Raw genomic sequence first — 11,443 nt, 5'->3', positions numbered from 1 at the left:
GAGCCCACGTTGAGACCCATCCTGCTCGCCGGGGCGCTCGCGCTCTGCGCGGTGCTGTGCGGGGGGCTGTGCGGGTGCTCGCCGCAGACCCTGCACGCTCCGACGGGGCCGCTCACCCTCACCGCCGACTTCGCCGACGTGCAGAACCTCGTCGCCGGCCACAGCGTCAAGGTCGCCGACGTGACGGTCGGGTCCGTCCGGAGGATCGACCTGGTGGACACCCCGGCGGGCTACCGGTCCCGCGTCACCATGTCGATCGTCGAGAAGGTGCGGGTCCCCACCGGCACCACCGCCAAGGTGACGGTGACCTCGCTCCTCGGCGAGAACTATGTCCAGCTCCAGCCACCGCCGGGCCGGGCGCTGAACCAGGGGCCGTTCCTCGCGGACCACGCGGCGATCGCCTCCACCACGACCAGCCCGGGGTTCGAGGACATCATCGGGCAGGCCGCCCCGCTGATCGGCGCGCTCGCCGACGGCGACGCGCCCGGCCTCGTCCACACCGCGGGCACCGCGCTCGGCGGGCGCGGCCCCGAGCTCAACAAGATGATCGCCAACGCCGGGACGCTGCTGCGGACCTTCGGCGAGCACCGCGCCGAGCTCGCGCGGGCCGTCGACGACCTCGCCACCCTCGGCCGGCAGCTCGCCGCGCACGAGAAGTCCCTGGACCGGCTGCCCGGCCGGCTCGCCGACGCCACCCGGCTGCTCGCCGACGACCGCACCAGGATCCTGGACGCGGTGCACGCCCTGTCCGACCTCGCCAAGACCGTCAACGACACCGTCCTCGCCCGGCACACCGACCAGCTCCGCCGCCTCATCGAGCAGACCGGCCCGACCTTCGAGGTGCTCGCCGCCGACCGGACCAGGCTCGGCACCCTCATCACCCGCCTCCAGGAGTTCGTCTCCCGGATGCCCCGGCAGGTCTACAACGGCCAGCTCCTCACCTACCCGGTGCTGGACTTCAACGGCTCCGCCACCCGCGCCGCCGGGAAGTCGCCGGCGTCGCTCGCCGACCTCGTCCGCATGCTGGGACCGCGGAAGTGACCCGCCGGATCCGGCTCAACCTGGCCGCCTTCGCGCTGCTCGCCCTCGTCCTCACCGTCTGGGCGGTGCGCAACGTCCTCGGCTTCGACCCCCTGGACCGCCCCTACCCGATCACCGCGCGGTTCGCCGGCTCGTCCGGCCTGCAGCCCGGCTTCGACGTCACCTACCTCGGCGTCCCCGTCGGGAAGATCCACTCGGTGCGGCTGGACGGCGGCGCCGTCGCCGTCCGCCTCGACATCGACAAGGGCGAGCGCCTCCCGCGGGACGTGACCGCCGCCGCCGGCCTGAAATCGGCCATCGGCGAGCCCTACGTGGACCTCGAACCCGCCGGCGGCCGCGTCGGCGGGCCCGCGATGCGGCCCGGCGAGGTCATCCCGCTGGGCCGGACGAGCGTCACCGAGAGCTACGGCGACCTGTTCGCGGCGGTCACCCGGGCCATCGAGGGCCTGGACCCGAAGAACCTGCGGACCGTCACCCGCGAGCTCGCGCGCGGCCTGGACGGGCGCGGCGACACCCTGCGGCTCACCGTCGACGGCGCGTCCCGCCTCGCCGGGACCTTCGCCGACGACACCGCCACCCTCGACGGGCTCGTCACCGACCTCGGCACGCTGACCGGCGTCCTCGCCGCCCACCGCGGCGACCTCGGCGCCGGCATCGCGAGCACCGCCGAGATCACCTCCTCGCTCGCCGCCGTCGACGACGCGCTGGCGCGGATCCGCACGACCGCGCCCGCGCTGCTGGAGCGGAGCGACCGGCTGCTCCGCGCGGCGCGGCCCGCCGCGCAGTGCATGCTGCGCGCCATGAACGCCGGGCTCCCGACGGTCCTCAGTGACGGCAACGTCGCCGACCTCGACAAGGGGCTGCGCTGGACGCCGCAGCTCGCGACCGCGATGAAGGGCGCCGTCACCTTCGTCAACGGGAAGCCCACTCTCAACATCACCTTCCTGCTGACGTTCACGCCCGTCACCTCGGCCATGGAGTACAAGAACCTCGTTCCGCTTCCCGGCATACCGAATATCCCGTCCTGCCCCGGCGTCGCCCTGCCCAAGCAGCAGATCCCGCCGATGGCGGAGAAGGACAAGACCGCCGCGACGGTGTCGAAGCCGGCGACGGCGACGCCGGAGGCGGTGGCGGCCCGCAACGCGGCGGACGGCGAACGCCACGACCCCCTGTCGTGGCTGATCTACCTGCCGCCGCTGGCAGCGGGGCTGATCCTGCTGCGCGTCCTGCTGAGCACGGCCGGGATCGCCCGGCGCCCCGTCCGGAGAAGGAGGAACCGGTGAAGACCACGACGGCCGTCGCCGTGAAGAAGGCGCCTGCGAAGAAGGCGCCGGTGAAGGCGCCGGCGAAGGCGCGCATCCCGGAGGTGTCGCCCGAGGTCTGGGCCGCGTCCCTGGCGGCCGTCCCGGCCGCGCCGCCGCCCCGCCGGACGTCCCTGCGGCGGCGGATCCTGCTGCTCGCGCCCGTCGCCGCGCTCGTGGCGGCGAGCGCCGCGCTCGGCGCCGTCTGGGAGCAGAAGGACGACCTCGCCGCCGACGCCCGGCAGCGCCGCGACCTCGCCGCGAGCGCCACCAAGGTCACCGGCGTCTTCTTCAACTGGGACTACCGGCACATGGACCAGGCGTTCGCCGCCAAGTACCCGCTGCTCACCACGGCCGCCGCGGACGCCATCCGCCCCACCGCCGCGACCCTGACCAGCTATTTCAGCACCAACAAGGTCAGCTCGAAGGCCGCCGTCAGCGGCGTCTACCCCGGCGAGATCAAGGGGCGCGACGCCAACGTCATGGTCGTCATCAACACGAAGGTGACCAGCGCCAAGACGATCCAGTCCAACACCGGCGCCACCGTCGCGCTCAGCATGAAGCGCGTCTCGGGCCGGTGGCTCGCCCAGAACATCACGCTGCTCAGCCAGGGCGTCGAGGCGACCACCGACCTGAACGGCAAGCCCGTCGCCAACGGCGGAAACGGCATTCCCAGCACCGGCGCCAAGTCCTGAGCCGCCGGCGGGGGCGGGACCGGCCCGCCCCCGCCGGGCCTCAGCGGACGATCACCGGCAGCGTCTCCCAGCCCCGGACGGTCGAGGTCTGCGCCAGCCTGGCGCCGTCCTCGTCCACGTCCCAGCTCGGGAACCGGCGCAGGATCTCCTCCAGCGCCACCCGGCCCTCCAGCCGGGCGAGCGCCGCGCCGAGGCAGTAGTGGACGCCGATCCCGAACGTCAGCTGCTGCCCGATCTTGCGCCGCACGTCGAACCGGTCGGGATCGGGGTAGCGGCGCTCGTCGCGGTTGCCGGCCGCCGCGATGAACATCATCGAGCTGCCCGCCGGGACCGTCTCGCCGTGCACCCGCACGTCCCGGGTGACATAGCGGGCGATGTAGGGGCCCGGCGGCTCGTACCGCAGCACCTCCTCGACCGCGTTCGGGACCAGCGCCGGATCGTCGACGAGCGCCCGCCGCTGGTCGGGGTGCGCGGCGAGGACCGAGCCGAGCCAGCCGATGAGGCGCCCCGTCGTCTCGTTGCCGGCGCCCGCGACGACGGTGACGTAGGTGAGGACCTCGTCGCGGGTGAGGGTCCGCACGACGCCGTGCTCGTCCTCGAACTCGGTCGTGAGGAGCTTGGTCATGAGGTCGCCGGAGGGGTTCTTCGCGCGCCAGGCGATGTAGTCGCCGAACATCTCGTTGCTGAGGATCGCCCCGTCCTTCAGGTCCATCTGGCCGCCGGCCTCGGTCCGCAGGCTCTCGTCGGCGGAGTCGCGCAGCGCCGCCTGGTCGGCCTCGGGGATGCCGAGCAGCATGCCGATGACGCGCATCGGCATCTCGATCGCGAAGTCGGCGACGAGGTCGAACCGGTCCCGGCCCGCGAGCGGGTCCAGGGTGCGGGCGCAGAAGTCGCGGATGCGCGGCTCCAGCGCGGCGATCCGCCGCGGCGTGAAGATCTTCACCAGCAGCCGGCGGTGGATGTCGTGCGGCTCGGGATCCTCGAAGATCAGCGTGCCGGGCGGCATCTCGATGCCCGACTTGATGAACTCCAGGATGCCGCCGCGCGCCGAGGAGTAGGTCTCCCAGTCCGCCAGCCCGTGGTCGACGTCCTCGTACCGGCTGACGGCGTAGAAATCGTGCTTCTCGTTGTAGTAGAGCGGCGCTTCCTCGCGGAGCCGCCGGTACGTCGGGTAGGGGTCGGGGACGAAGCGCGGGTCGTAGGGATCCCAGTAGAGCTCGTCGGTCACGTGCTTCCCTTCCTGCGGATGGCGGCCCGGCCGGCTACTTGAGCATCGAGCCCGCGTCGACCGGCAGCGGGACCCCGGTGATGTACCGGCTGTCGTCGGAGACCAGGAACAGCACGGCGTTGGTGACGTCCTCGGCCTCCACCCAGGGGACGGGAAGCGCGTTCATCATCTGCGAGATCGGCGCCACGTCCTCCTCGGTCGGGTTCTCCAGGTCGGGGCGGAACATCCGGTAGGTGAGGTCGTTCATGAACATCGGGGTGGCCACCTGCGTCGGGTGCACGGAGTTGACGCGGATGCGGTGCTGGGCCAGCTCCACCGCCATCGAGCGCATGAGCCCGACGACGCCGTGCTTGGCGGCGACGTAGTTGGCGATGTTCGGGTGCGCCTTCAGGCCGCCGACCGAGCTCGTCAGCACGATCGAGCCGCCGCGGCCGCCCGCGATGACGTGCGGGACCGTCGCCTTGGCGGTGAGCCAGACGCCGGTCAGGTTGACGTCGATGGAGTCGCGCCACAGCGTCTCGTCGAGCGTCTCGACGGGGTCGCCGTCGGCGGCGAGACCGGCGTTGGCGAGGACGATGTCCAGGCGCCCGAACTCCCGCACGCCCTCGTCGGCGACGGCCTTCAGCTGGGCGAAGTCGCGGACGTCGGCCTGCTTGGCGATGATGCGGCGGCCGGTCTTCTGGACCAGCCGGACGGTCTCGTCCAGGTCCTCGGGGGTGGACATGGGGATCGGCACGCTGTCGAGCTGCTCGCAGATGTCGACGGCGATGATGTCGGCGCCCTCCTGCGCCAGGCGCACCGCGTGGCTGCGGCCCTGCCCGCGCGCGGCGCCGGTGATGAACGCGACCTTTCCTTCGACCCGTCCGGTCATCGTGCTGCCTCTTTTCAGTGGGGGTGGCGGGGTGGGCGGCGCCGCCGCACGAGCGCGGCGGCGGTGAGCAGTGCGGCCACGGCGGCGGCCACGCCGAGGTACCGGAACGGCGCGCCCTGCCCGGGACGCAGCAGATCCAACGGCGGAGCCCCCTCGCGGCGGGCCGTTCCGATCGGCGCCGACTCGATCGGGACGGATCCGGTCGGGGCCTGCTCGGGCGAGGCCGTTCCGGCCGTGCCCGGCTCGTCCACGGCCGGCTCGGGCACGGCTGACTTGGGCGAGGCCGATCCAGTTGCGGCCGGTCTGGCCGGGACCGCCCCAGGCGCGGCAGGCCCGACCGAGGTCAGCGCGGACGCGGCCGATCCGGACGAGGCCGACTCGGACGCAACCGATCCTGCTCGGGCCGATGCTGGCGCGACCGATCCAGGCGCGCCCAGCGAGGACGCGGCCGACCCGGAGGAGGCCAACTCGGACTCGGCCGATCCGTGTGCCGTCGACCTAGGCGAGGTCGGCCCAGAAGAAGCCGCCCCAGACACAGCGGCTTCAGACGCGGCCAGCCCAGACGCGACTGATCCAGACGCAGCGGGTTCAGACGCGGAAGCGGGCGCGGGTTCAGACCTGGGAATGGGGGGCTGTGCGGATGCGAGTTCGGTGGCGAGGTTGTCGGCGAACCGGCGGATCAGGGCGCCGGCGACGTCGGTGAGCGCGCCGCGTCCGAACTGCGCGGGCCTGCCGGTGATCGCGAGGTCGGTCTCGACGGCGACGTCGGTGGTCGCACCGCGTCCGGTGAGGCGGCAGACGACGGTGGCCTTCGCGGTCCCGCCGCCGCGCGTCTCCCGTCCGGTCGCCTCCATCACCGCGATGCCCGCCGCCTCGTCCAGCGAGACGAACGCGACCGTCCCGCCGTAGGTGAGCCCGATCGGGCCGATCTTCACCTTGACGCGGCCGTGGTAGCGGTCGCCGTCGCGGGAGGTGAGGGTGGCGCCGGGGACGCAGGGCGCGATCCGCTCGATGTCGAGCAGCACCCGCCACGCCTCGTCCCGGGGCACGGGGATGGTGATCGCGTTCTCCAGTTTCACGCATGCTCCTTCGGCGCGGCCGCGGCGCCGTCCGCCGCCGCGCGGACGGCCTTGAGAATCCCCTGGTAGCCGGTGCAGCGGCACAGGTTGCCCGACAGGCCGTCGCGGATCTCCTCGTCGGTCGGGTCGGGGTGGTCGCGCAGGAACGCGGTGACCGAGACGACGAACCCGGGCGTGCAGAACCCGCACTGCAGCCCGTGGTGATCGCGGAACGCCGCCTGCACCGGCGATAGCTCCCCGTCCGGCGCCGCGATGCCCTCCACGGTGGTGACCTCCGCTCCGTCGGCCTGCACGGCGAGGACCAGGCAGGCGCGGACGGCGTCCCCGTCGATCAGGACCGTGCAGGCCCCGCACACGCCGTGCTCGCAGCCGAGGTGCGTGCCGGTGAGGCCGCAGCGCTCGCGCAGGTAGTCGGCGAGGGTGAGGCGCGGCGGGACGGCGGCGCGGCGCCGCGTCCCGTTGACGGTCACCTCGACGGCGACCTGCTGGGCATGGGCGTCAGGCATCTGCGGCCTCCCGGATGGCTCGCCGCCAGGCCCGCGCGACGACGGCGGCGCCGACGCGCGTGCGGTGCCCGGCGGACGCGTGCAGGTCGGACGGGACCGACTCCAGGGACGCCGTCGCGGCGCTCCCGACGTCGTCCGCGTCGATGTCGGCGGCGACCTCACCGGTCGCCGCGGCCTCGGCGGCGCGCGCGCGGAGCGGCGTCGAACCGAGCCCGAACAGGCCGATCGCGCAGCGGCGGACGCGGTCGTCGCCGTCCAGCTCGACGGCGACGGCGGCGCCCGCGAGGGCGAAGTCGCCGCCGCGCCGGGCGAACTCCTCGACGGCGAAGCCGCGGCGGCCCGTCCAGACGGGGAAGGCGACGCCGGTGAGGAGCTCGTCGGGTTCCAGCGCGGTCGTCCAGAGGCCGGTGAAGAAGGCGGCCGCGTCGATGGTCCCCGTCCCGCGCGGCGACAGCGTCTCGATGCGGGCGTCCAGCGCGAGCGCGACCGCCGGGTACTCGGCGGCGGCGTCGGCGTGGGCGAGCGATCCGCCGAGCGTGCCGCGGTTGCGGATCTGGAAGTGCCCGATCAGCGGCGTCGCCCGCGCCAGCAGCGGGACGCCCCGCGCGACCGTCGCGGACCGGCCGATCGCCGCCTGCGTCGTCCCGGCGCCGATCCGCACCGTGCCGTCGCGCTCCTCGATGCCGCGCAGCTCGTCCACGCGGCGCAGGTCCACCAAGTGTTCGGGCACGGCGAGGCGCAGCGCGAGCATCGGAACGAGGCTCTGCCCGCCCGCGATGGCCTTGGCGTCCTCGCCGAGGTCGGCGAGCAGAGCGGCGGCCTCGGCGGCGCCCGCCGGAGCGTGGTAGGCGAACGGCGCCGGCTTCACCGCCCTACCGCCCCGCCCGCGCTGCCTGCACTACCCGCTGCGCTCGCGTCATCCACACCGCTCACACCGTCCGCGCCGCTTTCACCGCCCGCACTGGTCGCAACATCTGCACTGATCGCACCGCCCGTTGCGCTCGCGCTGCTCGTGCCATCTGGGCCGTTGGGGCCGTCGGGGCCGTTGGGGCCGTTGGGGCCGTTGGGGCCGTTGGGATCATCCACACGGGCCGTTGTGCGCGGGCCGTGTGGGGCGCTCGCGTTGCGGATCAGGCCGGTGATGCGTTCCGGGGTCAGTGGTAGGCGGGTGATCTCCACGCCGAACGGGGCGAGCGCGTCGGCGACGGCGTTCACCACCGCGGGCGGCGCGCCGATCGCGCCGCCCTCGCCGACGCCCTTGTAGCCGCCGGGGCCCGGCGCGGGCGTCTCGATGTGGCCGTACTCGATGTCGGGCACGTCGGCGGCCGTCGGCAGCAGGTAGTCCATGAAGGTGGTCGCCACGGGGTTGCCGTCCTCGTCGTAGGCCAGGTGCTCCAGGAGCGCGCCGCCGATGCCCTGGACGACGCCGCCGGCGATCTGCCCCTCCACCACGTTCGGGTTGATCATCGGTCCGCAGTCCTCGCTGACGATGTAGCGGAGCAGCCGCACTTCGCCGGTCGTCACGTCCACCTCGCAGGTGCACAGGTGCGTCGCGTTCGCCCAGATGATCGGGTTCTCCGGGCGGTAGCGTCCGGACGCCTCCAGGCCCGCGGGCACTCCCGGCGGGAGCTGCTCGGGCTGGAAGTAGGCGAGAGCGGCGATCTCAGAGAGCGGAACACCGCTCTCGGGGACACCGCGCACGCGGGCGTGCCCGTCCGCCAGCTCGATGTCCTCGGGGGCGGCCTCCAGCTTGTGCGCGGCGATCGCGGCGATCCGCTCGCGCAGCACCGCCGCGGTCTCGCCGACGGCGCCCGCCGTCATCGACCCCGACCGGCTGCCCGCCGCGCCGCCACCGAACGGCGTCACGGCGGTGTCGCCTTGGATCGTGCTGACATCGGCGATGTCGACGCCGAGCGCGTCCGCGGCGAGCTGCACGACCGTCGTCTCGATGCTGTTGCCGCTCGACCCGCCCGACACGTACACGTTGACCTTGCCGGACGGCTCGATCCGGATCGTCGCCCCCTCGGTGGCGTGCAGCGCCATCGCGGCCGTCGTCGGCTCGACATAGGTGCAGGTGCCGACTCCGATGTGGCGGCCCTGCGCGCGGGCCTGCTCCTGCTCGCTCCGGAACGCCTCGTAGTCGAGCATTTTCAGCGCCTGCTCGAACGTCTCCAGCGGCGTGATGTCGCTGTAAGGCATGCCGTTGGGGTTGAAGTACGGCAGCTCGTCGCGGCGCAGCAGGTTGCGGCGGCGCAGCTCCGCCGGGTCGATGCCGAGGCGGCGCGCCCCGGCGTCGAGCAGGACCTCGCGCGCCAGCGACTCCATCTGCCAGGGGCCACGATAGGCGTTCCGGCCGGCGGTGTTGGAGAACACCGACGCCGTCGACCAGGTCGCCTGCGGCACGCGGTAGGGCCCGGGGAAGAACATCCCGACGGCCGCGGCGGTCCCGACCGGCCACGGCGTCGGGTAAGCGCCGACGTCCTGGACGTGGTCGACCGCGGCGGCGAGGATCGTCCCGTCGGCGGCGAGCGCGATCCGCGCGTCGGCGTGCTCGTGGCGAGCCTGACCTGCGGACATGAGGTTCTCGCGCCGGTCCTCGATCCATTTCAGCGGGCCGCGCACCTTGCGGGCGGCGAGCATGACGCACATGTCCTCGCGCTGCGGCACCACCTTCTGCCCGAAGCCGCCGCCGGTGTCGCGCATCAGCACCCGCACCCGGTGCTCGGGCAGCCCGAGCAGCCGCGAGCAGAACAGTCGCACCTCGTGCGGCGACTGCGTCGCGGCCCAGAGCGTCAGCTCGCCGGTCGGCGCCGACCACTCGACGACCAGGCCGCGCGTCTCCATCGGCACCTGCGCGTAGCCCTGCTGGTGGATCGTCTCGTGCACCACCACGGCCGCCGCCTCGAAGGCCGGCGCGAGCTGCTCCAGCGGCGGGCCAGCCATGTCGCCCGCGACGTTGCGCGGGTAGGCGCCGTGGACCAGGTCGGCCGCCTCGCGGGCCGTCGCGTAGTCGGGGACGGGCGTCAGCGGCTCGTAGTCGACGATCACCAGCTCGGCGGCGTCCTCCGCGAGGTAGCGGTCGTCGGCGACGACCAGCGCCACCGGATCGCCGACGAACCGGACCTCGCCCTCGGCGAGCGGGGGGCGCGGGGTGTCCGGGACGTCGCGGCCGATCAGCGTGTACCAGGCTTCGACGACGTCGGGGTTGAGGTCGGCGGCGGTGAAAACGGCGTGCACGCCTTCGGCCGCCAGCGCCTCCGTCGCGTCGATGCCGAGGATCCGGGCGCGGGCCAGCGGGCTCCGCACGAAGCAGGCGTGCAGCATCCCTGGGCGCACCACGTCGTCCACGAACGTCCCGTGGCCGGTGAGCAGCCGCGGATCTTCCACTCGGGCGACGCGCGCCCCGGCGTAACGTGCCGCCGCCGCTCTCACGCTGTTTCCCGGTTCGCCAGAGGTTCCGCGGGGCGGCATGTGCATGAATGGAGAGTGACGTTCTCACTCACGCGAGGTCCTCCTAGAGCCGTAGGCGCGGCCTGCGCCACGCACGCCGGAACGCGCCCGATCGCAATGCTGGTCGATCGCTCAGCATCGCTAGTGAACTGCTTAACACCGGTTTTCGAGGCGGTCAAGGCCGCCTACCGCCGACGCGGGCGACTCGACACCGAACCACTGAAAGGCGGCACTACCCCTCGGCGCTAGCCGCGCCACGCCCACCAGCAGGGCCACGCAGCGACCCATCAGGACAAGTATTCGAGATCCTAAGTCTCTGTTATGAGAATGATACTCTCGCTACCGTGCAGCGACCAGACACCATCGGCTCCCCCGCCGTCACGCTGTTCTCCTCCTGAGGAAGTCCACTGCCGCCAAGCGCTGGGGCGTGGCCAGCAAGGCACAGCGCGTGGGACAGCGAGCGAGGCACGGCGCGCGAAGCATGAGGCACAGCGCAGCGAGCGAGAAGCTGCGCGGGACGCGGCAAGCGCCGCAAAGCACGGAACGCGGGGCACGGGACGCGGCGCGACGAGCGAAAAGCTGCAGGGGACGCGGCAAGCGGAGCGAAGCATGAGGTGCGGAACGCGGCGAATGGGGAGCGAGGAGTGACGAGTGGGGAGCGACGCAGGACGCAACAAGCGGCGTGGCGCACAGGGAACGGCGCGGCCAGCGCGCAGAGAGCAGCAAAGCACGCAAGGCGGCCGGCGTGCGGGGCGCGCCGCAGGACGCAACAAGCGGCGCGCCATGCGGACGCGGCCGACGTACGGGGCACAGGGCGGCTGGCGCATGAGGCACCGGAGAACGACATAGGACGCGGCAAGCGGCACGGGGGGCAGGACGGCGATCTGGATAGGGAGCGGGGACGGGGAACCACACGCGCGGGAGCGCGGGCACGAGAGCGTGGAGTGCGGTGCGGCTGGCGCGGAGGCGTGAGACGCGGTGCGGCCGGCACGAGAGGCACGGCAACCACAGAGCATGCGGCGCTGCGCAGCCGCCGGGCGTGGGCTGCGGTCGCGGGGCTCACGGGGCGGAGAGCACGGAGCGCGGAGCTGCGCGGGGCGGAGCTGCGCGGGGCGGGGAGCGCGGGGCGGAGCTGCGCGGGGCGGGGAGCACGGGGCGGAGCTGCGCGGGGCGGGGAGCACGGCGCGGGGAGCACGGCGCGGGGAGCACGGCGCGGGGAGCACGACGCGGGGAGCACGACGCGGGGAGCACGACGCGGGGAGCACGACGCGG

9 protein-coding genes are annotated in these 11,443 nt (G+C 73.4%); 3 read left to right on the top strand and 6 right to left on the bottom strand.

Annotated features, from left to right (window positions below; all coding sequences use genetic code 11):
- Window positions 1–9: 9 nt before the first annotated feature.
- From K1Y72_RS28565 to K1Y72_RS28555, 3 genes are read left to right on the top strand one after another with little or no spacing between them, the layout of a single operon-like run.
- Window positions 10–1,041, top strand: a complete 1,032-nt coding sequence (locus tag K1Y72_RS28565; RefSeq protein ID WP_220169595.1) for an MCE family protein — start codon at window positions 10–12, stop codon at window positions 1,039–1,041.
- Window positions 1,038–2,324, top strand: coding sequence for an MCE family protein (locus tag K1Y72_RS28560; RefSeq protein WP_220169594.1), 1,287 nt, complete (start codon window positions 1,038–1,040; stop codon window positions 2,322–2,324). Before K1Y72_RS28565 ends, K1Y72_RS28560 begins: the two co-directional genes overlap by 4 nt.
- Complete coding sequence (locus tag K1Y72_RS28555) at window positions 2,321–3,037, top strand: hypothetical protein (protein WP_220169593.1); 717 nt, start codon at window positions 2,321–2,323, stop codon at window positions 3,035–3,037. The genes K1Y72_RS28560 and K1Y72_RS28555 overlap by 4 nt, the downstream gene beginning before the upstream one ends.
- A 40-nt stretch (window positions 3,038–3,077) precedes the next feature.
- Here the strand turns inward: K1Y72_RS28555 and K1Y72_RS37390 are convergent, their stop codons facing one another.
- From K1Y72_RS37390 to K1Y72_RS28525, 6 genes are read right to left on the bottom strand one after another with little or no spacing between them, the layout of a single operon-like run.
- A complete protein-coding gene (locus K1Y72_RS37390; protein WP_220169591.1) occupies window positions 3,078–4,265 on the bottom strand; it encodes a cytochrome P450 in 1,188 nt (395 codons plus the stop codon).
- A 34-nt stretch (window positions 4,266–4,299) separates the two neighbouring features.
- On the bottom strand, window positions 4,300–5,136 hold the full coding sequence (locus K1Y72_RS28545) for a mycofactocin-coupled SDR family oxidoreductase (RefSeq protein ID WP_220169590.1): 837 nt from the start codon (window positions 5,134–5,136) through the stop codon (window positions 4,300–4,302).
- A 14-nt stretch (window positions 5,137–5,150) separates the two neighbouring features.
- Window positions 5,151–6,185 (bottom strand): SRPBCC family protein, encoded by a 1,035-nt coding sequence (locus K1Y72_RS28540; RefSeq protein WP_308287268.1) that lies wholly within the window; start codon window positions 6,183–6,185, stop codon window positions 5,151–5,153.
- Between the two features lie 26 nt (window positions 6,186–6,211).
- Window positions 6,212–6,721: a (2Fe-2S)-binding protein gene (locus K1Y72_RS28535; RefSeq protein ID WP_220169588.1), complete on the bottom strand. Its 510-nt coding sequence runs from the start codon at window positions 6,719–6,721 to the stop codon at window positions 6,212–6,214.
- Window positions 6,714–7,589 (bottom strand): FAD binding domain-containing protein, encoded by an 876-nt coding sequence (locus K1Y72_RS28530; RefSeq protein ID WP_220169587.1) that lies wholly within the window; start codon window positions 7,587–7,589, stop codon window positions 6,714–6,716. The genes K1Y72_RS28535 and K1Y72_RS28530 overlap by 8 nt, the downstream gene beginning before the upstream one ends.
- Window positions 7,586–10,108, bottom strand: coding sequence for a xanthine dehydrogenase family protein molybdopterin-binding subunit (locus K1Y72_RS28525; protein WP_220169586.1), 2,523 nt, complete (start codon window positions 10,106–10,108; stop codon window positions 7,586–7,588). Before K1Y72_RS28525 ends, K1Y72_RS28530 begins: the two co-directional genes overlap by 4 nt.
- Window positions 10,109–11,443 lie beyond the last annotated feature (1,335 nt).

The sequence above is a fragment of the Actinomadura parmotrematis genome, assembly GCF_019458805.1.
Taxonomy (GTDB): Bacteria; Actinomycetota; Actinomycetes; order Streptosporangiales; family Streptosporangiaceae; genus Spirillospora; species Spirillospora parmotrematis.
This window is presented reverse-complemented; position numbering and strand designations above follow the sequence as displayed.

Bases quoted from the DNA above. Each gene is read 5' to 3' on its own strand.
- K1Y72_RS28545 (WP_220169590.1), bottom strand. From the start codon at position 5,136: ATGACCGGACGGGTCGAAGGAAAGGTCGCGTTCATCACCGGCGCCGCG.
- K1Y72_RS28535 (WP_220169588.1), bottom strand. From the start codon at position 6,721: ATGCCTGACGCCCATGCCCAGCAGGTCGCCGTCGAGGTGACCGTCAAC.